The sequence below is a fragment of the Roseateles sp. GW821-FHT09H10 genome (assembly GCF_059415865.1).
Window position 1 is genome coordinate 132,890 of record NZ_JBWKOB010000005.1, and the last position, 24,065, is coordinate 156,954.

Consider the following 24,065-nt stretch of genomic DNA (forward strand, 5'->3'; position numbering starts at 1 on the left):
CAATCCCCGATCCAAGGGGCGACAGCTTCAGCTCAGGTCACGCAGCGGATGCTCGGCGGGCGCCCAGGGGCTGACGAAGAAGGCCGCCACCTCGGCCGCGTCCACCTCGGCCACCGTCGCCGGGCTCCAGCGAGGGGCGTGGTCCTTGTCGACGGCCAGCGCGCGGACGCCCTCGACCGTCTCGCTGCGCGCCGCGCCGCGCATGTGGAAGGCGTGGTGCACGAGGTCGCGCTCCAGGCGCAGGTCGTCGGCCAGGCCGAGCTTGCGGCCGCGGCGCACCAACTCCAGCGTGACGGCCATCATGGTCGGCGAGCGGGTCAGCAGGGTCTCATGGGTCTGGCGCGCCCAGTCGTCGCCGGCAGCCGCCAGCGAGGCCAGGATGCCGCCCAGCGTCGCCTCGCCGAAGTGGCGATCGATGCGCTCCGCGGCGGCCTTGGGATCGGCGGCGGGCGCGAGATCGGCACGCTCCATGACGGTGGCGACGACATGCTCGGCGCTGGGCTGCGGGCTGGCGCGCAAGGCCGTGACGAGATCCGCCCACTGCGCCGCCGGCACATAGACATCGCCCAGCCCCCATTCGATGGCGTCACCCGCCGCGATGGCCTGGCCGGTCAGGGCCAGCCACTCGCCGACATGGCCCGGGCATTGGGCCAGGAAGTAGCCGCCGCCGACGTCGGGGAAGAGGCCGATGGCCGTCTCGGGCATGGCGAGCTTGGAGCGCTCGGACAGCACGCGCAGCTTGGCGCCCTGGCTGATGCCCATGCCACCGCCCATGACGATGCCGTCCATCAGCGCGATATAGGGCTTGGGATAGTGGTGGATCAGGTGGTTGAGGCGGTATTCCTCGGTGAAGAATTCACCCAGGGCCGGGTCGCCCGCGTGGGCGGCCTGGTGGAAGAAGCGGATGTCGCCGCCGGCGCAGAAGGCCGGCGCCTTGCCTTCGCGGCCCGCACCCAGCACGGCCACGGCCTGGATCTCGGGGCGCGAGGCCCAGTGGCGCAGCAGCGCCGTCATGTCGCGGATCATGGCCAGCGACAGCGCGTTCAGGGCCTGCGGGCGGTTCAGCGTGATGAGGCCGAGACAGCCGTTGACCTCGGCCAGGATCTGGCCTTCGGACACCAGGGGTGGAATCAGGTCGTTCATGCGTTCTTCGGGACGGATTTGACGGGAGAGGGGGCGAAGGCTTCGTTGGCGATCAGTGCGGCCAGCACAAGGCTACCGCCGATCAGGGCCGCGCTGCCTGGGTGTTCGCCCGCAAAAGCCCAGGCCCACAGCACGCCGAGCAGGGTTTCGGCCTGGCCGAGCAGGGCCAGCTCATGCCCGGGCAGCTCGCGCGCCAGGCGCACGGCCAGCAGGCAGGGCACGGCGAGCTGGAAGACACCCAGGAAGGCCAGCAGGCCCAGGTCATGGGCGCCGGCCTGCAGCGGCCAGGCCAGTGGCAGCGTGGCGGCCATGGAGATCAGCGCGCCGATCAGCACGGCGGGCAGCATGTCGGTGCCGCTGCCCTGCCCCACCTTCTGCAGCAGGCACCAGTTGGACGCCGCGGCCAGCGGCACGCCCAGGGCGACCCACACGCCGAGCAAAGGCCCACCGAGCTGGCCGCCAAACATCCAGGCGATGCCGGCACCGGCCACGGCAATGGCCCACCAGGTGCGGGCCGCGATTGGCTGGTGCAGGAAGACGCGCGCAAAGATCGCCGTGAACAGCGGCGACAGCGACATCGTGACCAGCACATTGGCCACCGTCGTCAGCGACAGCGCCACCATGAAGGCCGTGAACATGACCGCCCAGCACAGGCCCGAGGCCCAGACCGCCACACCACGCATCGCGCCGAAGAGCGCCCTTCCCCGCATGACGCCGAGGATGACGACCAGCGCCAGCGCATTGAACGCACTGCGCCAGAACGTGATCTCGAAGCCCCGCGCCGCCTCCAGATGCCGCGTGACCACCCCCGCCGAACTCCACATCAGCGTGACCAGCAGCATCAGCAAAACAGCGCGACGGTGACTCATCAAGAAGAGCGCCCCTGAAAAGGGGCGCGGGCAATCAACTGACTAGAGCCACCCTCTTGGAGGGGGGCTGGGGGGAGCCCAACATTAACCGCGCCACGCGCGGAGAACGGGCGCGAGCGGGCTTCGTGCGCTTAAGCGCGCGACGCTCGCTTGCGCTCGTTCTCGCTGAGGTAGCGTTTGCGCACCCGCACGCTCTTGGGCGTGATCTCGACCAGTTCGTCGTCGTCGATGAAGTCCACGCCGTATTCCAGCGTCAGGTCGATCGGCGGCGTGATCTTGATCGCGTCTTCCTTGCCGGAGACACGGAAGTTGGTCAGCTGCTTGGTGCGCGTCGCGTTGACGACGAGGTCGTTGTCGCGGTTGTGGATGCCGACGATCATGCCCTCGTAGACCGGGTCGTTGGGCTTGACGAACATGCGGCCGCGGTCGTCCAGCTTGCCCAGGGCATAGGTGAAGATTTCGCCATCGTCCATGGAGATCAGCACGCCGTTCTTGCGGCCGCCGATCTCGCCCTTGTGGGCTTCGTAGCCGTCGAAGATCGACGAGATCAGGCCCGATCCGCGGGTCAGGTTCATGAATTCGTTGGCGAAGCCGATCAGGCCACGCGCGGGGATGCGGTACTCCAGGCGCACGCGGCCGTTGCCGTCCGGCTCCATGTTCAGCATCTCGCCCTTGCGCAGGCCCAGCGCCTGCATGACGCCGCCCTGGTGGGTTTCTTCGACGTCGGCAGTGACCAGCTCCATCGGCTCCTGCTTCTCGCCGTCAACGTCCTTGAACATCACGCGCGGCTTGGAGACGGCCAGCTCATAGCCTTCACGGCGCATGTTTTCCAGCAGGATGGTCAGGTGCAGTTCGCCGCGGCCACAGACCTCGAAGATGCCGTCTTCGTCGGTCTCGCTGACGCGCAGGGCCACGTTGTGCTGCAGTTCCTTCTGCAGGCGGTCCCAGATCTGGCGGCTGGTGACGTACTTGCCTTCACGGCCGGCCAGGGGGCTGGTGTTGACGCAGAAGTTCATCGTCAGCGTCGGCTCGTCCACCTTCAGCATGGGCAGAGGCGCGGGGTTGGCCTGGTCGGTCACGGTCACGCCGATGCCGATGTCCTCGATGCCGTTGATCAGCACGATGTTGCCCGGGCCGGCTTCCGTGACCTGCACGCGGTCCAGCCCGTGGAAGGTCAGCACCTGGTTGATGCGGCCATTGACGGACTTGCCGTCCGGGCCTTCCATGACGGCGACCTGCATGCCCGGCTTGATGGTGCCCTGGCTGATGCGGCCCACGCCGATGCGGCCGACGAAGGTGGAGAAGTCCAGCGCCGAGATCTGCAGCTGCAGGGGAGCGGCCGGATCACCCGACTGGGCCGGCACGTGCTTGAGCACGGTGTCGAACAGCGCCGACATGTCGGGGCCCCACTGCTCGCCGGGCGCGCCTTCGGTCAGCGACGTCCAGCCGTTGATGCCGGAAGCGTAGACGACCGGGAAGTCCAGCTGCTCGTCGGTGGCGCCGAGGTTGGCGAACAGGTCGAACGCGGCGTTGATGACGGCATCGGGCTTGGCGCCGGGCTTGTCGACCTTGTTGACGACGACGATGGGCTTGAGGCCCAGGGCCAGCGCCTTCTTCGTGACGAAGCGGGTCTGCGGCATCGGGCCTTCCTGGGCGTCGATCAGCAGCACGACGCCGTCCACCATGGACAGGGCGCGCTCGACTTCGCCGCCGAAGTCCGCGTGTCCGGGCGTATCGACGATGTTGATGTGGGTGCCGCCCCAGCTGACCGCGCAGTTCTTGGCCAGGATGGTGATGCCGCGCTCGCGCTCGATGGCGTTGCTGTCCATGACGGTGTCGACGACCTTTTCGTGGTCAGCGAACGTGCCGCTCTGGCGCAGCAGTTGGTCGACCATGGTGGTCTTGCCATGGTCAACGTGGGCAATGATGGCGATGTTGCGGATCGGGGTGGTCATGGTGATGCTTGAAAAAAAACCGGATCAGGCGGAAAGCAGAGCCTGGACCTCCGGTGGGGTCAACAGGCGATCGGCGATCAGTTCGCCAGAGGTGATGTGGGCGCTGCCGAGGAAGGCACGCGTCTCGGGGCCGTAGACACGCACGCGCTCGGCGTCGGGCGCATTGACGCGGCGGCGCAGGCCGGACAGGAAGCGGGTCGCTTCCGACGCATCCAGGCGCAGCTCGGGCGCTTCGGCCAGCAGGCGGTCGGGCGAGGTCAGCAGGGCCGCGCGCGCTTCGTCGGGCATGGCTTCGATCTGGGCCAGCGTCACGGCACCGTCCAGCGTCAGGCCGCCGGAACCGGTGCGGCGCAGGGCGGCCAGCGAGGCACCCACGCCCAGCTTGGCGCCGATGTCTTCGGCCAGCGTGCGGATATAGGTGCCTTTGGTGCAGCGGACGTCGAGGGTCACGGTGCCAGCCTGCATGGCGACGATGTCGATACCGTGAATCGTCACGCGACGGCTCTTGCGCTCGATCTCGACGCCGGCACGGGCGTATTCGTAGAGGGCCTTGCCCTCGTGCTTGAGCGCCGAGTACATCGGCGGCGTCTGGTCGATCTCGCCGGTGAAGGCGGCACAGGCGGCAGCGATCTGCTCTTGCGTGATGTGGCCAGCGTCGACACGCTCCAGCACCTCGCCTTCGGCATCGCCCGTCGTCGTGCGGATGCCCAGGGCCAGGGTCGCGAGATAACGCTTGTCGGCGTCCAGGCTGACCTGGCTGAACTTGGTCGCCGCGCCGAAGCACAGCGGCAGCAGGCCGGTGGCCAACGGATCCAGCGTGCCGGTGTGGCCCGCCTTCTCGGCGCGCAGCAGCCACTTGGCCTTCTGCAAGGCGTCGTTGCTCGACAGGCCCAGCGGCTTGTCGAGCAACAGCACGCCATGCAGCGGGCGGCGCTGGATGCGCACCCGGGCAGGCTTGGCGGCGACCGCGGCTTCAGTCATTCGGCTCCTCGTCTTCGATCGCGCGCGTCGCGTTGGCCTTGTGGATCAGCGCACTCATCTCGGCCGCACGCTCGGTGGTGCGGTCGAACTGGAAATGCAGCGTCGGCACGGTGTGGATCTGCAGGCGCTTGAACAGGCCGTTGCGCAGGAAACCCGCCGCCTCGTTCAGTGCTTCCTGCGTCTCGGCGGCGTCGCCGATCAGTACCGAGAAGAACACCTTGGCGTGGGCGTAGTCGGGCGTGACTTCGACCGCGCTGATGGTCGCCATGCCAATGCGCGGATCCTTCAGCTCACGGATCAGCTCGGCCAGATCACGCTGGATCTGGTCGGCGACGCGGAAGCTGCGGTTGGGGATGGCGCGTTTGTGTCTCATGGCGGTTTCCTGAAAGAACAAACCCCGCCCCGAGGGGCGGGGTTAACCCTCGGGGCTTTGGGTCAGAGCGTGCGGGCCACTTCCTTGATTTCGAAGAACTCGAGCTGATCACCTTCCTTGATGTCGCTGTAGTTCTTCAGCTTGATACCGCACTCGAAGCCTTCCTTGACTTCCTTGACGTCGTCCTTCTCGCGGCGGACCGAATCCACCTCGCCCGTGTAAACGACGGTGTTGTCGCGCAGCAGACGGAACTTCGCGCCACGGCGGACCAGGCCGCTGGTGACCATGGAGCCGGCCACCGTGCCGATCTTGGAAGCAACGAACACGACGCGGATCTCGGCGGTACCGAGCGCCTCTTCGCGCTGCTCGGGCGCCAGCATGCCGGACATCGCCTTGGTCACGTCATCCACAGCGTCGTAAATGATGCTGTAGTAACGCAGATCGACGGCGTTGCCTTCGGCCAGCTTGCGCGCGCCGGCATCGGCCCGCACATTGAAGCCGATGATGACGGCCTTGGAGGCGATGGCGAGGTTGACGTCGCTCTCGCTGATGCCGCCGACCGCCGCGTGGACGATCTGCACCTTGACCTCGGCGTTGCTGAGCTTGAGCAGCGAAGCGGCCAGCGCTTCCTGCGAGCCCTGCACGTCGCTCTTGATGATCAGCGGCAGGGTCTGCACGTCGCCGGCGCCCATCTCGCTGAACATGTTCTCGAGCTTGGCGGCCTGCTGCTTGGCCAGCTTGACGTCGCGGTACTTGCCCTGGCGGAAGGTCGCCACTTCACGGGCACGGCGCTCGTCGCCCAGCACCATGAACTCGTCACCGGCTTGCGGCACTTCGGTCAGGCCCTGGATTTCCACCGGAATGGACGGACCCGCCTCGTTGGTGGCCTTGCCGTCTTCGTCCAGCATGGCGCGCACGCGGCCGAAGGTGGAGCCGGCCAGCACGACGTCGCCGCGCTTCAAGGTACCGCTCTGCACCAGCACGGTAGCGACCGGGCCGCGGCCCTTGTCCAGCTTGGCTTCGATGACCAGGCCCTTGGCCATGGATTCGACCGGCGCCTTCAGTTCCAGCACTTCGGCCTGCAGCAGCACCTGCTCCAGCAGCTCGTCGATGCCCTGGCCGGTCTTGGACGACACGCCGATGAAGGGCGACTCGCCGCCGAATTCTTCCGGCACGACCTGCTCGGCCACCAGCTCGCTCTTCACGCGCTCGGCGTTGGCATCGGGCTTGTCGATCTTGGTCATCGCGACCACGATGGGCACGCCAGCGGCCTTCGCGTGGTGGATGGCTTCCTTGGTCTGGGGCATGACGCCGTCATCCGCGGCACAAACCAGGATGACGATGTCGGTGGCCTTGGCACCGCGAGCACGCATGGCCGTGAAGGCCGCGTGACCCGGGGTGTCCAGGAAGGTGATGACGCCACGCGGCGTCTCGACGTGATACGCGCCGATGTGCTGCGTGATGCCGCCGGCTTCGCCCGCGGCCACGCGGCTGCGGCGGATGTAGTCCAGCAGCGAGGTCTTGCCGTGGTCGACGTGGCCCATGACGGTGACGACCGGGGCGCGCGACAGCGATTCGTGCTGCTGCTCGGTGGTGCCCTCTTCTTCGAGGAAGGCGTCCGGATCGTCCAGCTTGGCGGCGAAGGCCTTGTGGCCCATTTCCTCAACGAGGATCATGGCCGTTTCCTGGTCCAGCTGCTGGTTGATGGTGACCATCTGGCCCAGCTTCATCAATTGCTTGATGACCTCGGCGGCCTTGACCGACATCTTGTGGGCGAGATCGGCCACCGAGATGGTCTCGGGGACATGGACCTCCTGGATCTGCATTTCTGCAGGCGCCTGGAAGTTGGACTGGCCATTGCCACCGCGGTCGCCACGGCGGCCACCGGCACCACCACGCGCCGGAGCGCGCCAGTTGCCGCCGCCACCCGGGCGGTTGGCGCCGGCAGGACCGGCACCAATGGTCTTGAGGCCGCGCTTCTTGGCGGCGTCATCGGCCCAGCTGGAAGACAGCTTCTCGGACTTGACCGACTTCTTGTCGCCCGGCTTGCCGGCACCTGCACCGGCACCCGCTGCGGCGGGCGCAGCACCCGGAGCGCCCGCCTTCTTGTGGATGGTGCCCTTGATGCCCGCGGCGGCCTCGGCCGGCTTGGGTTCTTCCTTCTTGGCCGCGACGAGCACCTTCTTGGGTGCATTCATCATGGCGCGGATCTTGGCGGCCTCGTCCTCGGCAGCCTTGCGGCGGCGGGCCAGGTCGTCCTGCTTCTGCTTCTCTTCGGCAGCGGCATCCACGGCCTTGACGACGCGCAGGGCCGGCTTCGCCACTTCAGGCGCGGGGGGCGGCGGGGCGACGACTTCAGGAGCGGGCGCGGGCGGCGGCGGAGCCACGACTTCGGGCTCGGGCGCCGGCGCGGCAGCCTTGGCGCCACGCTTGGAAGCGGCCTTGTTGATGGCAGCGGCTTCAGCGGCGGCGGCAGCGGCATTGCGCGCGCGGGCCTCGGCCTGCGCTTCGTTCTTGTCGTCGCTCTTGTCCTCCGTCTTCGCAGCGGCAGCAGCAGCGGCGGCGGCTTCGGCAGCGGCCTTGGCAGCGGCTTCAGCGGCGGCGGCTTCGGCAGCGGCCTTGGCGGCGGCAGCTTCACGCGCGGCGCGTTCGGCTTCCTCGCGGGCCTTCACCTTGGCTGCGAGTTCCTCTTCCTGGACGCGCAACGCAGCGGCCTGGGCCTGGGCTTCTTCCTCGCGGCGCACCAGGTCGGCTTCTTCAGCGCCGGCGGAGGACTCGTCGGAGGCATCGTCACGCTTGACGAAGGTGCGCTTCTTGCGCACTTCGACCTGGATGGTGCGGGCCTTGCCAGAAGCGTCGGCCTGCTTGATCTCGGTGGTCGACTTCTTGACGAGGGTGATCTTCTTGCGCTCGCCGCCGGCGGTGCCGTGGGCGGTACGCAGGTGGTCGAGCAGGCGTTCCTTGTCGTTCTCGCTCAGCGAGTCGTCGACGGAAGACTTCTTGACGCCCGCGGCATGCAGCTGCTCCAGCAGCGTGCCCGCCGGCTTGCTCAGCTCGGCGGCGAATTGGGCGACGGTAGTCACGGCCATGTGGGGATCCTTCAAATTGCTTTCGGTGCGGCGCTGCGTGTGTTGTTGATCGATCAGTCGTTGAACCAATGTTCGCGGGCTTTCATGATCAGCGCACGCGCGCTGCCTTCTTCCAGGCCGGCCAGTTCGACCAGTTCGTCCACGGCCAGATCGGCCAGGTCGTCACGCGTATTGATGCCACCTTCCGCGAGCTTGCTCAGCAGTTCGGGCGTCACGCCTTCGAGGTCGCGCAGATCCTGCGAGACTTCCTCGACCTTCTCTTCCTTGGCGATTTCCATCGTCAGCAGCGCATCCTTGGCACGGGTGCGCAGCTCGGTGACGGTGTCTTCGTCGAAGGCCTCGATCTCCAGCATTTCCTGCATGGGGACGTAGGCGACTTCTTCCAGGCTGGTGAAGCCTTCGGCGATCAGGATGTCGGCGACTTCGGCGTCGACGTCCAGCTTCTCGACGAAGAGCTTGCGCACGCTCTCGGCTTCCAGCTCGTGCTTGGCGGCCGATTCCTCGGCCGACATGATGTTGATGCGCCAGCCGGTCAGCTCGGACGCCAGGCGCACGTTCTGGCCGCCACGGCCGATGGCGATGGCGAGGTTTTCCTCGTCGACGACGACGTCCATGGCATGGCGCTCTTCATCGACCACGATGGACTGCACATTGGCCGGGGCCAGGGCGCCGATGACGAACTGGGCCGGGTCTTCGCTCCACAGCACGATGTCCACGCGCTCGCCGGCCAGCTCGGTCGTCACGCCGTTGACGCGCGAACCGCGCACGCCGACGCAGGTGCCGATGGGGTCGACGCGGCGGTCGTGGCTGACGACGGCGATCTTGGCGCGGCTGCCGCTGTCGCGGGCGCAGCTCTTGATCTCCAGCAGGCCCTGCTCGATTTCCGGCACTTCCTGCGCGAAGAGTTCCTTCATGAACTCGGGCGCCGAGCGCGACAGCATGATCTGCGGGCCACGCTGGGTCGGGTCGACGCCCAGGATGACGGCACGCACGCGGTCGCCGGTGCGCAGGTTCTCTTTCGAGATCATCTCGCTGCGCTTCAGGCGCCCTTCGACGCGGCCGCTCTCGACAATGATGTCGCCCTTGTCCAGGCGCTTGACCGTGCCGACGAAGATCTTCTCGCCGCGCGACATGAAGTCGTTCAGCAGCTGCTCGCGCTCGGCGTCGCGGATCTTCTGCAGGATGACCTGCTTGGCGGCCTGGGCGCCGATGCGGCCGATGGGCACGGACTCGACGGGTTCCTCGATGTGGTCGTCCACCTCGATGTCGGCGATCTGCTCCTGGGCTTCGAACAGCAGGATCTCAGCGTCGGCGTTCTGCAGGCCGGCCTCATTGGGCACGACATGCCAGCGGCGGAAGGTCTCGTATTCGCCGGACTCGCGATCCACGCTCACGCGGATGTCGGCTTCACCGCCGTAAATCTTCTTGGTGGCCGAGGCCAGCGCGGCTTCCACCGCACCGAACACGACATCACGCTCCACGCTCTTCTCGCGCGAGATTGCGTCCACCAGCATCAACATTTCGCGGTTCATTGCTTGAGACCTCCGTCAACCTTGTCTTGGCCGGGCACCGCCTGATCAGGCTCGCCCGCTTGTTTCTTAGCCGTTGCCTTCTTCGGCTTGATGACGCCCCGCTGGCCGGGCTTGCGATCGGGCGCCGGCTCACCGCCGCGCCCCTTGAAACTGAACTGCGGCACCAGGCGCGCTTCGCGCACTTCATCGAGCGTGAAGTCCAGCGCGTGCTCGGCGCCCTCGTCGTCAAACACCAGACGCCAGGCCTGGTCGCTCGCCGCTTCAGGCTGCGCACTGACGATGCCGCGGTACTTTTTGCGCCCCTGGAAGGGCATCTTCAGCGTGATGTCGATTTCCTGGCCGGCAAAACGCGCATAGTGGGCGGCATTGCGCAGCGGGCGATCCAGCCCCGGCGAGGAGACCTCGAGCCGGGAATATTCGAACGCTTCGACTTCCAGCACATACTGCAACTGGCGAGTGACCTTCTCGCAATCGTCCACCGTGATCAACTCGCCGGCGGCAGCTTGGGGAGCCAGCTTGTCGATGGTGACGCGCAGAGTTCCACCACTGGCACTGCGATCGCAGTCCACGAGTTCGTAACCGAGTCCGGTCACGGTCGTTTCCACAGCGGTTTGCCAACTCATTCGGTGTTGCGGGCGTCTAGCGAGAAGAAAATCGAAAAAGCAAAAAAAATGGGCTGGATGAATCCGCCCACTCGTTCACCGGATACCGCGCCCCGGGGGATGTCGTCCGGGGCTCGTTGAAAGACCCCCACAGGCTATCCTGCGCAGTTCTCTCGTTTCTAGTGAAGCTCGGATTGTACTGTGCAAGTCCCATGCCGGCAAGCTGCTACGCCCTGCGCATGCCAGAATCTGAGGCTGTTTGAGACCTCACAGGAGACAAGAATGGGCTTTCTCGCCGGCAAGCGGCTGCTGATCACGGGCGTGCTGTCCAACCGCTCCATCGCCTACGGCATTGCCCGTGCCTGCCACCGCGAAGGGGCGGAACTGGCCTTCAGCTACCAGGGCGAGCGCTTCAAGGACCGCATCAGCGAGTTCGCCGCCGAATTCGGCTCCAAGCTGATCTACGACTGCGACGTGACCAGCGACGAGCAGATGCAGGCCCTGTTCGACCAACTCGGCGAAGTCTGGCCGGAATTCGACGGCTTTGTCCACTCCATCGGTTTCGCGCCGCGCGAGGCCATCGCAGGCGACTTTCTCGAGGGCATGACGCGCGAGAACTTCCGCATCGCCCATGACATCTCGGCCTACAGCTTCCCGGCCATGGCCAAGCTGGCGGCGCCCCGCCTGCGCCCCGGCTCGGCCCTGCTGACCCTGAGCTACCTCGGCGCCCTGCGCATCGTGCCCAACTACAACACCATGGGCCTGGCCAAGGCCAGCCTGGAAGCCAGCGTGCGCTACCTGGCCTCGGCCCTCGGCCCCAAGGGCGTGCGGGTCAACGGCATCTCGGCCGGCCCGATCAAGACGCTGGCCGCCTCGGGCATCAAGGACTTCGGCAAGCTGCTGGGCCAGTTCGCCGCCCAGGCGCCCATCCGCCGCAACGTGACCATCGACGACGTGGGCAACACGGCCGCCTTCCTGCTGTCCGACCTGTCGGCCGGCATCAGCGCCGAGATCACCTACGTGGACGGCGGCTTCAGCCACACGGCCATGGCGATGGACTAAGCCGACCCAGACCTTCTCGCGACGACCGCGGCGCGCCGACCAGGCCCGCCGCGGTTTCTTTTTGGCCCCTACAACTCGTGACATTTGCACAAATCAGCCGTGCAAGTCCTTACAAGACTGACATCCTTGGTCAGCGGCTAACAGAAATCGTCAGTCGATCTGAGCCCGTGACGGTCAGAACCGACGAGCGGCGTCAGTTTTGACGCCTTTTGGCCATGGCATGGGCGTTGCACCGGTGAGCTGTCCTCTCTCGGAGCAGCCGCATGATTTGCCCTCCCCCGCCGCGCCTCGTCCGCATCGCCGCCCTGGCCTTCGCCGGCAGCTTGAGCGCCGGCCCGTTGCTGGCCCAGACCATCACGGTCTACAGCAACGGCAACCTGCCCATCGCCACCTCCCGCCAGCTGACGGCCTATGTGCCGCTGTCGCCCAACACCGTGACCTGGACGGTCAACGGCATTGCGGGCGGCAACACCACCGTCGGCACGGTCAGCGACCGCGGGCTCTACACGGCGCCAGCCACGGTGCCCATGCAGAGCGACGTGACCGTCACGGCGACCAGCACGGCCTTCCCGGCGAAATCGGGCAGCGTCACGCTCAGCATCACCCAGGTCCAGCCGCGGCTGTGGGGCATCAGCCCGGCAGCCGTGCCCGTGGGCGCCTTCACGATCAGGCTCAATGGCGCGTCCTTCCCGTCCAATGTGGCGGTGAAGATCGGCGACCTGGACGCGGCGGTCACGCGCATCTCGGCCACGCAGCTGCAGGCCTCGGCCACGGCGCCGAGCACCTGGCTGGGCAAGACACAGCGGGTGCAGGTCTGGGCCACGGGCCTGGGCGCCATCGGTTCCGACGTCGTCAACCTGTCGATCTCGGCCTCCGCCCCAGCCCCTGCACCGACGCCGGCCCCCTCCCCCGCGCCCACGCCGGCTCCTTCTCCTGCGCCCACGCCCAGCCCGGCTCCGCCGCCTGCGCCGACACCCGCTCCCGGCCCTGGCCAAGGCACAGCCAATCTGGCCGCCGCCCGCTTCCTGGAGCAAGCGACATTCGGCCCGAATGCAAGCACGGTCGCTCGCGTGCAGAGCCTGGGCCACGACGCCTGGCTGACCGAGCAGTTCGCTCTGGCCGAAACCGCCATCGCGACACCGTCCGACGGCCGCACCTCGACCGTGGCCACCCAGATGCTGAGCCGCCTGACCGACGCGCCCGACCAGCTGCGTCAACGCGTCGCCTATGCGCTGGCCCAGGTCATCGTCATCTCGGCCAACAAGAACATCTACGCCGAGGAGATCGCGCCGCATCTGCGCACGCTGAGCAAGAACGCCTTCGGCAACTACCGCACGCTGCTGGAAGAGGTGGCGCGCAGCCCGCAGATGGGCAAATACCTCGACCTCGCCAACAGCAACAGGCCGCTGGGCGGCTCTTCGGCCAACGAGAACTTCGCCCGCGAGCTGATGCAGCTCTTCACCATCGGCCTAGTCAAGCTGAACACCGACGGCAGCCCGCAACTCGACCTGTCCGGCCGCACCATCCCGACCTATGACCAGTCGACCATCCAGCAGGTGGCCCTGGCGCTGACGGGCTGGACCTATGTCGGCAGCGGCGCCAACAACTGGGAGAACTTCAGCGGCCCCATGGTGCTGCGCGAGGCCAACCATGACCAGCGCGCCAAGAGCTTCCTGGGCTGCAGCCTGCCCGCCAACCAGGGCGCGGATGCCGATCTGAAGGCCACGCTGGACTGCCTCTTCCAGCATCCCAACACGTCGCCTTTCGTGTCGCTGCGGCTGATCCGCCAGTTGGTCAAGAGCAACCCCAGCCCGGCTTATGTGCAGCGCATCGCCGCCGTGTTCAGCAACAACGGCAGCGGCGTGCGGGGCGACCTGCAAGCCGTCGTGCGGGCCATCCTGCTCGACCCGGAGGCCCGCAACGACACGGCCAGCACCAACGACGGCCGGCTGCGCGATCCCGTCCAGCACATCGCCGCCACGCTGCGCGCGCTGAACGGCGGCTTCCAGTCCGGCAACAACCTCGGCTGGGAGATCGGCCGCGCCGGCCAGACGCCGCTGACACCGCCCTCGGTCTTCGGCCACTACTCGCAGCTTTTCCGCCTGCCGCAAACGACGCTGGCCGCACCCGAGTTCCAGATCTACACGCCCACCGAAGCCACGCTGCGCGGCAACTTCCTGTGGTCCCTGCTGACCCAGCCGGGCAGCAATATGCGCATCAATCTGCAGCCCTTCAGCGCGGTGGCCAGTGACACGACGGCCCTGATCAACGCGGTCGACCAGGCCCTGCTGTGGGGCCGCATGACACCGGCCATGCGCCAGAGCCTGGCCAATGCCATCAACGCCCAGCCCGATGCGACCCAGCGCATGCAGACGGCGCTCTACCTGACGCTGCTGTCCGGCCAGCACGCCATCCAACACTGAGGAGCGCAGCCATGACCAACCACAACACCACCCGCCGCGCCCTGCTGCGCGCCGCCTGCGCCCTGACCGCCGCACCCGCCCTGCCGAGCTTCGCGCAGACCACCGAGGACTACCGCGCCCTGGTCTGCGTCTTCCTGGCCGGCGGCTGCGACGGCCACAACGTGCTGATCCCGCAGAGCACAGCCGCCTACGCCGCCTACCGCAGCATCCGCGGCGGCCTGGCCCTGCCCGACCAGTCGGCCAGCCTGCTGCCCATCACGACGACCGAAGGCGTGCCCTACGCGCTGAATTCCGGCCTGCAGGCCATCCACCCGCTGTGGGCCCAGGGCAAGCTGGCGGCCATTGCAAACGTTGGCCCCTTGCTCGCGCCGACGACGCGAGCCCAGATCACGGCCGGCACGGCCACCCTGCCCGCCAACCTGTTCTCCCACTCCGACCAGATGCAGCAGACCCAGGCCGGCAACGGCAGCGGCGGCGGCACGGGCTGGGGTGGTCGCACGGCGGACGCGATGATGGCTCGCAACGGCACGTCGCGCTTCCCGGCGGCCGTGTCCATGTCGGGCGGCGCCCTGTTCGCCAACGGCGCCCAGGTGCCCAGCGCCAGCTTGATTCCGGGCTTCAACCTCGACGTCAGCGGCATGAACACCTGGCCGGCCTCGGCCACGACGGCGCGCAGCCAGGCACTGAACGAGATCCTGGCCCTGGACGGCGGCGTGCGCCTCATCCAGGGCGCCAACCAGGTCAGGCGCGATGCGCTGAGCCTGGGCACCCTGCTGCGCAACAGCGGCGCGGGCACGGTCAACACCGTCTTCCCCGGTACCGAGCTGGGCCGCCAGCTGCAGCAGGTGGCACGCGTCATCGCGCTGCGCAACAGCGTCGGCGTCAGGCGCCAGGTCTTCTTCGTGCAGCTGGGCGGCTTCGACACCCACAGCGGCCAGAGCTGGCAGCAGTGGGACCTGCTGCGCCAGCTGGGCGACGCCATGGGCGCCTTCTACAACGCCACCGTCGAGCTGGGCGTGTCGCAGATGGTCACCAGCTTCACGCAGAGCGAGTTCGGCCGCTCCCTGCAGCCCAGCGGCTCGGGCACCGACCACGGCTGGGGCAACCACCACCTCATCCTGGGCGGCGCGGTCAAGGGCGGCCAGGTCTATGGCCACTTCCCCTCCCCGGCCCTGGGCGGCATCGACGACGCGGGCAGCCGCGGCGCCCTGATCCCGTCCACCTCGCTGGAGCAGTTCGGCGCGACACTTGCGCGTTGGTTCGGGCTGGACGCCGCCGCGGTGGCGACGGCCTTCCCGGCGATCACCGCCTTCTCGCCGCAAGATCTCGGCTTCATGACTGCATGACCCCGTCCGCCAGCCGCACCCAGCTCCTGCCTCCAAGTCCTGCGCTGGCGCCTTATGTCCAGGCCATCGCGGTGCGGCGGCCCAGCCCCGAGGGGCCGGCGCTACCGGCGGTGCAATGCTTCCCCGCCAATGTGCAGGGCGCCCTCACCGTGCTGCACCGCGGCGACTGGCTCGACGCCGACTCGGGCCTGTCGCTGGCCGACCTGGAGCTGGCTGGCCCTCGCCTCAAGCCCGCGCGGCGGGCCTATGCCAACGACCCGGCCATCACGACGGTGCTGCTGCGCCCCGGCGTGCTGAGCTGGCTGTTCGACCTGCCGGCAGCGGAATGGGTCAACCGCCGCGGCCCGGCGGCCGAGGTCATCGGCTGGCAGACGGCCGAAGTGCTGTTGTCGCAATTGCGGCGCGCCAGCAGCACGGCGGCCCAGGTCTGGATCATCGAACAGCAGTTGCACTGCTGGGTCGAGAGGGCCCAGGCGCGTCGCGTCTGGCAGCCGCCGCCGCGCCTGCCCGCAACGGCTCTGAGCGTGGGCGATTGGGCCGACGTGGCCACCTCCAGCGCGCGCCAGTTGCAGCGCCGCGTCGGCGACGCCCTCGGCCTGTCGCCCAAGGCCTGGCTGCGCATCGAGCGCCTGAACGAAGGCCTGCGCCAGCTCGCCGACGGCACAGCCCTGGCCGACGTGGCCGCGCAATGCGGCTTCAGCCACGCGGGTCATATGGTGCGCGAGTTCCGCGCCCTCACCGGCCTGAGCCCGGCCGGCGTGCGCCGCGACCTGGCTCGCCACGAGGGCTTGCCCTGGCGCATGGGCAGCACGCTCGCCTGAAAGCGCTTACATTGCGGCCGACTCTGACGAGGAGACTCGATGAAGAAGGCCCTCCTGTACGCCGCCGGCCTGCTGGCCCTGTCGATGCCACTGTCGGCGGCCGCCACCGATGCCGTGCCGTGGAAACCGGCCGCCGTCATCGCCCTGGCCGAAAAGTCCGCCCGCTGGCAACTGGCGGCACTGGAGCGCGGCGAGCATCCCCGCTCGGTCAAGTCCATGCCCGACCCCAAGGGCTGGGAGCAAGGCGCCCTCTTCGTCGGCCTCGTCGCCCTGGCCGAGCGCAGCAAGCAGCCCGAGTTCACAGCCGCCATCCTGCAGCGCGGCCAGGACAACGGCTGGCAGCCTGGGCACCGCGTCTATCACGCCGACGACCACACCATAGGCGCGGCCTACCTCTGGGCGGCGCGCCACGGTGCAGGCAGCGCGGCCATCGTGCCGCTGCGCGAGCGCTTCGACCAGATTCTGGCCAGCCCGAGCGCCGTCGACCTGCACTTCGTCGAACTGCCTGACCGCAGCGTGCCCTCGGTGGACCGCTGGTCCTGGTGCGACGCCATCTTCATGGCGCCGCCCGTCTGGCTGGAGATGGCCCGCCGCACCGGCGACCGCCGCTATGCCGACTTCGCGATGAAGGAGTTCTGGGCGACGACGGCGCTGCTCTACGACAGGGAAGAGCACCTCTACTTCCGCGACAGCCGCTTTTTCGAGCGCCGCGACGCCAACGGCCGCAAGGTGTTCTGGTCGCGCGGCGACGGCTGGGTGTTCTCGGGCCTGGCGCGCATGCTGGAGCAACTGCCGAAGAAGCACCCCGACCGGCCACGCGTCATCGCCATCTTTCGCGAGATGGCGGCCAAGCTGAAGGCCATCCAGAAGCCCGATGGCTACTGGGCGCCCTCGCTGCTGGGCGATCCCGAGACGGCCCTGCCCGAGTCCAGCGGCACGGGCTTCTACACCCATGGCTTCGCCTGGGGCATCAAGGCCGGGCTGCTGGATCGCAAGACCTACGAACCCACCTTGCGCAAGGGCTGGGCCGCACTGACGCGAGCCGTACATGCCGATGGCAAGGTCGGCTATGTGCAGCCGGTGGGCGACCGGCCGGACGCCGTCGAGTTCGACGACACCCAGCACTATGGCGTCGGCGCCTTCTTGCTGGCGGCCACCGCCGTGGCCGACCTCAAGCTGACGAAATAGCGCCGAGCAGGCCTCAGGCCTTCACGCAGTCCACGTAATAGCGGCCGCGGCCGGTCTCCTCGTCGACTTCGTGCACGAGGCCGTGCACATCGGTCGCGAAGCCCGGGAACTTGGCGTTGAAGCTGCGCGTGAACTTCAGGTAGTCGCAGATCTTCTTGTTGAAGCGCTCGCCCGGGATCAGCAGCGGGATGCCGGGCGGGTAAGGCGTCAGCAGCGAGGTCGTGATGCGGCCTTCCAGCTCGTCGATGCCGACGCGCTCGGTCTTGCGCTGCGCGATATGGGCATAGGCGTCCGTGGGCGTCATGGCCGGCTGCAGATTGGACAGATACATGTCCGTCGTCAGGCGCGCGATGTCCCCCTCGGCATAGGCCTGGTGGATGCTCTGGCAGAGGTCGCGCAGGCCCATGCGCTCGTACTTGGGGAACTGGGCACAGAACTCCGGCAGGATGCGCCACAGCGGCGCATTCTTGTCGTAGTCGTCCTTGAACTGCTGCAGCGCGGTCAGCAGCGTGTTCCAGCGGCCCTTGGTGATGCCGATGGTGAACATGATGAAGAACGAGTACAGACCCGTCTTCTCGACCACCACGCCGTGCTCGACGAGGAACTTGGTCACGACAGACGCCGGGATGCCGGTGGCGGCAAAGCGGCCTTCCATGTCCAGCCCGGGCGTGATGATGGTGGACTTGATGGGGTCCAGCATGTTGAAGCCTTCGGCCATGGCGCCGAAGCCATGCCACTCCTCGTCGGCATGCAGCATCCAGTCGGCCGACACGGGCTCGCTGCCCTCCTCGGCGCGCAGGAAGTCCGGCCCCCAGACCTTGAACCACCAGTCGTCGGCGTAATCGGCCTCGACCTTGCGCATGGCGCGGCGGAAGTCCAGCGATTCGCGGATGCTTTCCTCCACCAGGGCCGTGCCGCCGGGCGGCTCCATCATGGCGGCGGCCACGTCGCAGCTCGCGATGATCGAGTACTGCGGGCTGGTGCTGGTGTGCATCAGATAGGCCTCGTTGAAGAGGTGCTTGTCGAGCTTGACGCTCTGCGAGTCCTGCACGAGCACCTGGGAGGCCTGCGAGATGCCGGCCAGCAGCTTGTGCGTGGACTGGGTCGCGTAGACCATGGCTTCCTTGGGGCGCGGGCGGTTCTTGCCCATCGCGTGGAACTGGCCGTAGAAATCGTGGAAGGCCGCGTGCGGCAGCCAGGCCTCGTCGAAGTGCAGCGTCGGGATGTAGCCGTCGAGCTTCTTCTTGATGGTCTCGGTGTTGTAGAGCACGCCGTCGTAGGTGCTCTGAGTCAGCGTGACGATAGAGGGCCGGACGGTCTCGGGATCGACGTGGGCCAGCAGCGGGTTGGCAGCGATCTTGGCGCGGATGGCCTCAGGGCTGAACTCGCTCTCGGGGATGGGACCGATGATGCCGTAGTGGTTGCGCGTCGGCGTCATGAAAACGGGAATGGCGCCGCACATGATGATGGCGTGCAGATTGCTCTTGTGGCAGTTGCGGTCGATGACGACGACGTCGCCCGGCGCCACCGTGTGGTGCCAGACCATCTTGTTGGATGTGCTGGTGCCGTTGGTGACGAAGAAGCAATGGTCGGCGTTGAAGATGCGCGCGGCATTCTTCTCGCTGGCGGCGACCGGTCCGGTGTGGTCCAGCAGCTGGCCGAGTTCTTCCACGGCATTGCAGACGTCGGCGCGCAGCATGTTCTCGCCGAAGAACTGGTGGAACATCTGGCCGACCGGGCTCTTCAGGAAAGCCACGCCGCCGGAGTGGCCGGGGCAGTGCCAGGAGTAGGAACCGTCCTGGGCATAGTCCATCAGCGCCTTGAAGAAGGGCGGCGCCAGGCCGTCGAGGTAGCTTTTGGCCTCGCGGATGATGTGGCGGGCCACGAACTCCGGCGTGTCCTCGAACATGTGGATGAAGCCGTGCAGTTCGCGCAGCACATCGTTGGGCAGATGCTGGCTGGTGCGCGTCTCGCCGTACACGTAGATCGGAATGTCCGGGTTGCGGTTGCGGATCTCCTGGATGAACTTGCGCAGGTTCAGCACGACCGGGTCCATCTCGGGGCCGGCCGTGAATTCCTCGTCGTCGATGGAGAGGATGAAGGCCGAGGCGCGGCTTTGCTGCTGGGCGAACTGCGACAGGTCGCCATAGCTCGTCACGCCCAGGACTTCCATGCCCTCTTTCTGGATGGCTTCGGCCAGCGCGCGAATGCCAAGACCCGAGGTGTTCTCGGAACGGTAGTCCTCGTCAATGATGACGATGGGGAAATGGAAACGGATCATGGCGGCCTCCAGCGGGCGGGGCATCAGAAAAACGAAGCGGCGAAGTGTAGGGCCGCGAGGTGTCCTGACCGTGTCCTGCGGGTCTAAACTGGATCGACACCACAGCCTTGGGAGGCAAGATGGATTGGAACTGGGCCACCATGTGGTGGATCGCGGCCGGTGTGCTGGTCGCCGCCGAACTCGCAACGGGCAGTTTCTATCTGCTGATGCTGGCTGTGGGCGCTGCCGCCGGCGCGCTGGCGGCTCATCTCGGCCTGGGTGTGACGGGCCAGATCATCGCGGCAGCCGTCGTCGGCGGTGCCGCCGTAGCGGTCCTGCACCAGCGCCGCGCCAAGGCCCCCAAGGCTGAACCGGCCTCCAGCAATCCCGACGTCAACCTCGACATCGGCCAGAGCGTGCAGGTCGACGTCTGGTCGGCCGATGGCCATGCGCAGGTGCAGTACCGCGGCGCAGCCTGGCGAGCGCGTTTCATCGGCAACGCGCCGGCCGAGCGAGGCCGGCATGTGATCCGCGCCGTGGAAGGCAGCTGCCTGCTGCTGGATCGCTGAGACCCCTTCCCCTTCATCCCTGCCCGAGAGGCTTCATGGAAATCGCACTCGTCATCCTCGTCATCGCCGCCATCTTCGTCGTGCGCTCGATCAAGGTCGTGCCCCAGCAGCATGCCTGGGTGGTCGAGCGGCTGGGGCGCTATCACGCCACGCTGACCCCGGGCCTGAATTTCCTGGTGCCCTTCGTCGACAGGCTGGCCTACAAGCACTCGCTGAAGGAGATTCCGCTCGACGTGCCCAGCCAGGTCTGCATCACCAAGGACAATACCCAGCTGACCGTCGACGGCATCCTCTATTTCCAGGTCACCGATCCGATGCGCGCCAGCTATGGCGCGAGCAACTATGTCATCGCCATCACACAGTTGGCACAGACGACGTTGCGCTCCGTCATCGGCCGCATGGAGTTGGACCGCACCTTCGAGGAGCGCGCCGTCATCAATACCTCGGTCGTCGAGGCCCTGGACGAAGCCGCCTTGAACTGGGGCGTCAAGGTGCTGCGCTACGAAATCAAGGATCTGACACCGCCCCCCGCGATCCTGCATTCCATGCAGGCCCAGATCACGGCCGAGCGCGAGAAACGCGCGCTGATTGCGGCCTCAGAGGGCCGGCGCCAGGAGCAGATCAACATCGCCACCGGTGAACGCGAGGCGGCGATCGCGCGCTCGGAAGGCGAAAAGCAGGCGGAGATCAACCAGGCCCAGGGCCAGGCCGCGGCAATCACGGCCGTGGCCGACGCGACCTCGGATGCCATCCGCAAGATCGCCGCTGCCATCCAGCAGCCGGGCGGGGATCAGGCCGTGCAGCTCAAGGTCGCCGAGAAGGCCGTCGACGCCTATGCCCAGCTTGCGCAGAAGAACAACACGATGATCGTGCCCGGCAACATGACCGAGGTCTCCGGGTTGATCGGCACCGCCATGGCGCTGATGAAGGGCGGCACGCGGCCCTGAGGCCCGGGCACAAAAAAGCCCGCGAGGGCCCTGAACTAGGGCGGTCGCGGGCGCAAGACGTTCGGGGGGCGCCGAACGAAAGCGATGGAGGTGTCGCTTTTCCTAAAGATTTCTTCGGAGGTGCTCAGCTGCCCGTGATGGGGAAGCCGAGCAGTTCCGCGACAACTTCCCAAAAAGAAAACTTTTCCATTTGCACCATCCGTCAAGCAGCGTTGAGATGGCGCGCAGTGTGTAGGACAGGCCGAGAACCGTGAACTACAAACCCTGGTAGGGGGCAGGTCCGGTCAGATGATTCCCAGCTCCATCGCCTTCAGCACCGCCTGGTGCTTGGTCGACACATCGAGCGACTTGAACAGCTGCTTCATGTGGTAGTTCACCGTGTTCTCGCTGATGCCCAGCAAGCTACCGACAACCCAGGCACTCTTGCCTTCCATTGTCAGTTTCAGGATCTCCAGTTGACGCGACGGCAGCTCAACCGCCGCCGCCCGCTTCGGCGCCCACAAGCGGCCCGCAGCATCCTGGGCATGAACGGCCAGCAACTGAAGGTCCGCAATCATCCTGTTCAGCTTGATCGGATCCTTGGGCAGAGGGTCTTCGCGGTCGACGCCAAGCAAAAGTCGGCGATAGCCCGGCATCTGGACGCCGACAGCGACGCCTGTCCGGTAGCCATAGGGCGCATACATCTCCCACAACTCGCCAGCACCGGCCTCGACGTAGAAGGCCTGGTCATAGATCAAGGGCTTGGTGAGGTTCATCAAGCGCTGATGCACAGGGTCGCGCCGTGCGTAGCTGTTGTCTTTCTGGATCTCCAAGAACGCATCAGGCGTATTGCCGACGGCGTGGTACTCAGTCTTGGCACCTGGACCGCGATGCTCGACGACCATCAGCCCAACGACCAGACCGAAGTCCAGATCGTTGGCGAAGTCGATCAGCCCCTGTCGAAAAGACGTGAGATCTGCCGCTTGACTGACTTGTTCGTACCGCTGGAGGTTCATGCGCTACTAGGGTTGGTAGGCGCAGTACGGCGTCGACGAACGCAAACTGCAAGCCATCCAAATGACGGGGAGATCCGAATGCAGATGGCAGCCTGGCAACTGATGGCCTGCGATACGGTCGTTAAGACTGTAAACGAGTTTGAAAAGGTGACTCACGACCTGCGTCAAATCGGCAGCAGCGTCCGAGTGCACGATGCACGCTCCGGGCTGAGATGCGGCCAGGAGGTCTGGGCCGCGCTGGCCGACGGCGAGGCCATCCAGATCGCCTGGGAATGGACGGAGATCCAGCCCGACGTCGTTGCGCTCTTCGATCCGATGAACATCCTCTGCAACGTCGCCCTCATCGATGGGCATGGCCACGAACTCGCCCGTTCGCGCCGCATGCTGCACCTCAACAACGTCGTGCATCAACTCGACTGGCGCGTTTCGCTGGACTGGCGTTGCGCCAACTGACCGAATGATTCATCTCGGGCGTGCCGCGATGGGTTATGATGGCAGGCTTGCAGGAGAGGTGGATGAGCGGTTTAAGTCGCACGCCTGGAAAGCGTGTGTGGGTTAATAGCCCACCGCGGGTTCGAATCCCGCCCTCTCCGCCAAGCATGACCGGGCCCCTCAGGGGCCCGTTTTGCTTTTCGGCCCGGGAACTGATCGATGTCGACCGCAGTTCACCCCCTCGAAAACGCAGTTCGTCGCGCGGCGCTGGTTCAGCGCCCAAGCTTGTTCAACACTTCAATCCGCGCCTTGCCAACCAGCAAGGCTGGAGTCGGAGATGCCAAGAGTGAAAAACGGGTGGTTGTGCTTGAGTCTGAGCTTCGGGCTGCTGGTTGGCGGCCTGCCGGCTGAGGCCAGTGAAGTCGTCAAGCTCGCCCGCCTTGTGGTCAGCGGCAAGCGCGGCCCCGCCGAAACCCCACGGGCCGCCCCGGCGGAGCAGCGCCCGGCCCCGGCCAGCCCCCAGGCACATGGCAACGGCGGCAACGACGATGCCGGCACGGCACCCGCTCCGGCACGCGGCCTCGTCTCCTGACCAGACAAAAGAAAATGCGCCGAAACCTCACGGTTTCGGCGCATTGCTGTTTTTGGCGGAGTGGACGGGGCTCGAACCCGCGACCCCCGGCGTGACAGGCCGGTATTCTAACCAACTGAACTACCACTCCGCGTGGGATGAATTCGATACCGTCTTTCGACAATATCCAAGCTCATCAAACTCACCTGCCTTGCGGCAGGAATTTCCCGTCTTGCGACGGATTGCCAAACAAGTTTGGCGTCCCCTAGGGGATTCGAACCCCTGTAATCACCGTGAAAGGGTGGTGTCCTAGGCCTCTAGACGAAGGGGACATTATATTTTCGCTGCGACCCGCCAAATCCCTGGAAATTTGGTGGAGGTAAGCGGGATCGAACCGCTGACCTCTTGCATGCCATGCAAGCGCTCTCCCAGCTGAGCTATACCCCCGGATAAACCGGTCGCAAAAAATAAACGGCCAATAAGGCCGTTCATTTTATCGGGCGGACCCGATGGAATCCTTGGCGGAGTGGACGGGGCTCGAACCCGCGACCCCCGGCGTGACAGGCCGGTATTCTAACCAACTGAACTACCACTCCGCGTGGGATGAATTCGATACCGTCTTTCGACAACATCCAAGCTCATCAAGCTTGCCTGTCTTGCGACAGGAATTCCCGTCTTGCGACGGATTGCCAAAGCAATTTTGGCGTCCCCTAGGGGATTCGAACCCCTGTAATCACCGTGAAAGGGTGGTGTCCTAGGCCTCTAGACGAAGGGGACTAATCCTTCACGACTTGAACCGCGCGCCACTCAAAACTCCCGAAGGATATTTGGTGGAGGTAAGCGGGATCGAACCGCTGACCTCTTGCATGCCATGCAAGCGCTCTCCCAGCTGAGCTATACCCCCGAT

General features: G+C 66.5%; 19 protein-coding genes and 7 tRNA genes. 10 read left to right on the forward strand and 16 right to left on the reverse strand.

Annotated features, from left to right (window positions below; translation table 11 throughout):
- Positions 1–27 precede the first annotated feature (27 nt).
- The 8 genes from AC07OY_RS21850 to rimP form a co-directional block, all read right to left on the reverse strand.
- Entirely contained in the window at positions 28–1,143 is a 1,116-nt protein-coding gene (locus AC07OY_RS21850; RefSeq protein WP_495044688.1) for an enoyl-CoA hydratase/isomerase family protein, read from the reverse strand.
- A complete protein-coding gene (locus AC07OY_RS21855; protein WP_495044689.1) occupies positions 1,140–2,012 on the reverse strand; it encodes a DMT family transporter in 873 nt (290 codons plus the stop codon). The genes AC07OY_RS21850 and AC07OY_RS21855 overlap by 4 nt, the downstream gene beginning before the upstream one ends.
- Before the next feature lie 131 nt (positions 2,013–2,143).
- Positions 2,144–3,967, reverse strand: coding sequence for a translational GTPase TypA (gene typA, locus AC07OY_RS21860; RefSeq protein ID WP_495044690.1), 1,824 nt, complete (start codon positions 3,965–3,967; stop codon positions 2,144–2,146).
- A gap of 24 nt (positions 3,968–3,991) precedes the next feature.
- The gene (truB, locus tag AC07OY_RS21865) at positions 3,992–4,948 is read right to left on the reverse strand and encodes a tRNA pseudouridine(55) synthase TruB (RefSeq protein WP_495044691.1); all 957 of its coding nucleotides are present in this window, start codon (positions 4,946–4,948) and stop codon (positions 3,992–3,994) included.
- Positions 4,941–5,321 carry a 30S ribosome-binding factor RbfA gene (gene rbfA / locus AC07OY_RS21870; protein ID WP_119047414.1) on the reverse strand — a complete coding sequence of 127 codons (381 nt, stop codon included), beginning with the start codon at positions 5,319–5,321 and terminating at the stop codon, positions 4,941–4,943. Before rbfA ends, truB begins: the two co-directional genes overlap by 8 nt.
- 62 nt (positions 5,322–5,383) lie before the next feature.
- On the reverse strand, positions 5,384–8,410 hold the full coding sequence (gene infB / locus AC07OY_RS21875; RefSeq protein WP_495044692.1) for a translation initiation factor IF-2: 3,027 nt from the start codon (positions 8,408–8,410) through the stop codon (positions 5,384–5,386).
- Between the two features lie 53 nt (positions 8,411–8,463).
- A complete protein-coding gene (gene nusA, locus AC07OY_RS21880; RefSeq protein WP_495044693.1) occupies positions 8,464–9,942 on the reverse strand; it encodes a transcription termination factor NusA in 1,479 nt (492 codons plus the stop codon).
- Positions 9,939–10,565, reverse strand: a complete 627-nt coding sequence (rimP, locus tag AC07OY_RS21885; protein WP_495044694.1) for a ribosome maturation factor RimP — start codon at positions 10,563–10,565, stop codon at positions 9,939–9,941. Before rimP ends, nusA begins: the two co-directional genes overlap by 4 nt.
- Before the next feature lie 261 nt (positions 10,566–10,826).
- Between rimP and fabI the strand changes: the two genes are divergently transcribed.
- The 5 genes from fabI to AC07OY_RS21910 all read left to right on the forward strand — a co-directional run bounded on the left by fabI (position 10,827) and on the right by AC07OY_RS21910 (position 17,384).
- Positions 10,827–11,606 carry an enoyl-ACP reductase FabI gene (gene fabI / locus AC07OY_RS21890; RefSeq protein ID WP_495044695.1) on the forward strand — a complete coding sequence of 260 codons (780 nt, stop codon included), beginning with the start codon at positions 10,827–10,829 and terminating at the stop codon, positions 11,604–11,606.
- A 263-nt stretch (positions 11,607–11,869) separates the two neighbouring features.
- On the forward strand, positions 11,870–14,029 hold the full coding sequence (locus AC07OY_RS21895; RefSeq protein WP_495044696.1) for a DUF1800 domain-containing protein: 2,160 nt from the start codon (positions 11,870–11,872) through the stop codon (positions 14,027–14,029).
- A gap of 11 nt (positions 14,030–14,040) precedes the next feature.
- A complete protein-coding gene (locus tag AC07OY_RS21900) occupies positions 14,041–15,375 on the forward strand; it encodes a DUF1501 domain-containing protein (protein ID WP_495044697.1) in 1,335 nt (444 codons plus the stop codon).
- Positions 15,372–16,196 (forward strand): AraC family transcriptional regulator, encoded by an 825-nt coding sequence (locus AC07OY_RS21905; RefSeq protein WP_495044698.1) that lies wholly within the window; start codon positions 15,372–15,374, stop codon positions 16,194–16,196. The genes AC07OY_RS21900 and AC07OY_RS21905 overlap by 4 nt, the downstream gene beginning before the upstream one ends.
- 39 nt (positions 16,197–16,235) lie before the next feature.
- Entirely contained in the window at positions 16,236–17,384 is a 1,149-nt protein-coding gene (locus AC07OY_RS21910; protein ID WP_495044699.1) for a glycoside hydrolase family 88/105 protein, read from the forward strand.
- Positions 17,385–17,397: 13 nt separating this feature from the next.
- Here AC07OY_RS21910 and AC07OY_RS21915 read toward each other — a convergent pair whose 3' ends face one another.
- Complete coding sequence (locus tag AC07OY_RS21915; protein WP_495044700.1) at positions 17,398–19,665, reverse strand: Orn/Lys/Arg family decarboxylase; 2,268 nt, start codon at positions 19,663–19,665, stop codon at positions 17,398–17,400.
- 119 nt (positions 19,666–19,784) lie between these two features.
- Here AC07OY_RS21915 and AC07OY_RS21920 point away from each other — a divergent pair, with 119 nt between their 5' ends.
- Together AC07OY_RS21920 and AC07OY_RS21925 are read left to right on the forward strand one after the other, a co-directional pair.
- A complete protein-coding gene (locus AC07OY_RS21920) occupies positions 19,785–20,213 on the forward strand; it encodes an NfeD family protein (RefSeq protein ID WP_495044701.1) in 429 nt (142 codons plus the stop codon).
- A 35-nt stretch (positions 20,214–20,248) separates the two neighbouring features.
- Positions 20,249–21,160 carry an SPFH domain-containing protein gene (locus tag AC07OY_RS21925; RefSeq protein ID WP_495044702.1) on the forward strand — a complete coding sequence of 304 codons (912 nt, stop codon included), beginning with the start codon at positions 20,249–20,251 and terminating at the stop codon, positions 21,158–21,160.
- 284 nt (positions 21,161–21,444) lie between these two features.
- On the opposite strand, the gene AC07OY_RS21930 is transcribed toward AC07OY_RS21925, so the two are convergent.
- Entirely contained in the window at positions 21,445–22,155 is a 711-nt protein-coding gene (locus AC07OY_RS21930; protein ID WP_495044703.1) for a helix-turn-helix transcriptional regulator, read from the reverse strand.
- 78 nt (positions 22,156–22,233) lie between these two features.
- Between AC07OY_RS21930 and AC07OY_RS21935 the strand changes: the two genes are divergently transcribed.
- The 3 genes from AC07OY_RS21935 to AC07OY_RS21945 all read left to right on the forward strand — a co-directional run bounded on the left by AC07OY_RS21935 (position 22,234) and on the right by AC07OY_RS21945 (position 23,179).
- On the forward strand, positions 22,234–22,608 hold the full coding sequence (locus AC07OY_RS21935; protein WP_495044704.1) for a DUF4902 domain-containing protein: 375 nt from the start codon (positions 22,234–22,236) through the stop codon (positions 22,606–22,608).
- Between the two features lie 52 nt (positions 22,609–22,660).
- Positions 22,661–22,751, forward strand: a tRNA-Ser gene (locus AC07OY_RS21940).
- A gap of 203 nt (positions 22,752–22,954) precedes the next feature.
- Positions 22,955–23,179, forward strand: a complete 225-nt coding sequence (locus tag AC07OY_RS21945) for a hypothetical protein (protein ID WP_495044705.1) — start codon at positions 22,955–22,957, stop codon at positions 23,177–23,179.
- A gap of 53 nt (positions 23,180–23,232) precedes the next feature.
- On the opposite strand, the gene AC07OY_RS21950 is transcribed toward AC07OY_RS21945, so the two are convergent.
- The 6 genes from AC07OY_RS21950 to AC07OY_RS21975 all read right to left on the reverse strand — a co-directional run bounded on the left by AC07OY_RS21950 (position 23,233) and on the right by AC07OY_RS21975 (position 24,062).
- Positions 23,233–23,309: transfer RNA gene (locus AC07OY_RS21950), tRNA-Asp, on the reverse strand.
- A 105-nt stretch (positions 23,310–23,414) separates the two neighbouring features.
- Positions 23,415–23,490, reverse strand: a tRNA-Glu gene (locus tag AC07OY_RS21955).
- Positions 23,491–23,529: 39 nt separating this feature from the next.
- Positions 23,530–23,605 (reverse strand) — tRNA-Ala (locus tag AC07OY_RS21960).
- Positions 23,606–23,677: 72 nt separating this feature from the next.
- Positions 23,678–23,754 (reverse strand) — tRNA-Asp (locus tag AC07OY_RS21965).
- Positions 23,755–23,859: 105 nt separating this feature from the next.
- Positions 23,860–23,935 (reverse strand) — tRNA-Glu (locus AC07OY_RS21970).
- A gap of 51 nt (positions 23,936–23,986) precedes the next feature.
- Positions 23,987–24,062 (reverse strand) — tRNA-Ala (locus AC07OY_RS21975).
- Positions 24,063–24,065: the final 3 nt, after the last annotated feature.

Excerpts from the sequence above, each read along its gene's own strand:
- nusA (WP_495044693.1), bottom strand. The coding sequence starts at position 9,942 with ATGAACCGCGAAATGTTGATGCTGGTGGACGCAATCTCGCGCGAGAAG.
- AC07OY_RS21895 (WP_495044696.1), top strand. The coding sequence starts at position 11,870 with ATGATTTGCCCTCCCCCGCCGCGCCTCGTCCGCATCGCCGCCCTGGCC.
- truB (WP_495044691.1), bottom strand. The coding sequence starts at position 4,948 with ATGACTGAAGCCGCGGTCGCCGCCAAGCCTGCCCGGGTGCGCATCCAG.
- AC07OY_RS21925 (WP_495044702.1), top strand. The coding sequence starts at position 20,249 with ATGGAAATCGCACTCGTCATCCTCGTCATCGCCGCCATCTTCGTCGTG.
- AC07OY_RS21855 (WP_495044689.1), bottom strand. The coding sequence starts at position 2,012 with ATGAGTCACCGTCGCGCTGTTTTGCTGATGCTGCTGGTCACGCTGATG.
- AC07OY_RS21910 (WP_495044699.1), top strand. The coding sequence starts at position 16,236 with ATGAAGAAGGCCCTCCTGTACGCCGCCGGCCTGCTGGCCCTGTCGATG.
- AC07OY_RS21930 (WP_495044703.1), bottom strand. The coding sequence starts at position 22,155 with ATGAACCTCCAGCGGTACGAACAAGTCAGTCAAGCGGCAGATCTCACG.
- AC07OY_RS21900 (WP_495044697.1), top strand. The coding sequence starts at position 14,041 with ATGACCAACCACAACACCACCCGCCGCGCCCTGCTGCGCGCCGCCTGC.
- AC07OY_RS21905 (WP_495044698.1), top strand. The coding sequence starts at position 15,372 with ATGACCCCGTCCGCCAGCCGCACCCAGCTCCTGCCTCCAAGTCCTGCG.
- typA (WP_495044690.1), bottom strand. The coding sequence starts at position 3,967 with ATGACCACCCCGATCCGCAACATCGCCATCATTGCCCACGTTGACCAT.
- AC07OY_RS21850 (WP_495044688.1), bottom strand. The coding sequence starts at position 1,143 with ATGAACGACCTGATTCCACCCCTGGTGTCCGAAGGCCAGATCCTGGCC.
- AC07OY_RS21920 (WP_495044701.1), top strand. The coding sequence starts at position 19,785 with ATGGATTGGAACTGGGCCACCATGTGGTGGATCGCGGCCGGTGTGCTG.
- rimP (WP_495044694.1), bottom strand. The coding sequence starts at position 10,565 with ATGAGTTGGCAAACCGCTGTGGAAACGACCGTGACCGGACTCGGTTAC.
- AC07OY_RS21935 (WP_495044704.1), top strand. The coding sequence starts at position 22,234 with ATGCAGATGGCAGCCTGGCAACTGATGGCCTGCGATACGGTCGTTAAG.
- rbfA (WP_119047414.1), bottom strand. The coding sequence starts at position 5,321 with ATGAGACACAAACGCGCCATCCCCAACCGCAGCTTCCGCGTCGCCGAC.
- fabI (WP_495044695.1), top strand. The coding sequence starts at position 10,827 with ATGGGCTTTCTCGCCGGCAAGCGGCTGCTGATCACGGGCGTGCTGTCC.
- infB (WP_495044692.1), bottom strand. The coding sequence starts at position 8,410 with ATGGCCGTGACTACCGTCGCCCAATTCGCCGCCGAGCTGAGCAAGCCG.
- AC07OY_RS21915 (WP_495044700.1), bottom strand. The coding sequence starts at position 19,665 with ATGATCCGTTTCCATTTCCCCATCGTCATCATTGACGAGGACTACCGT.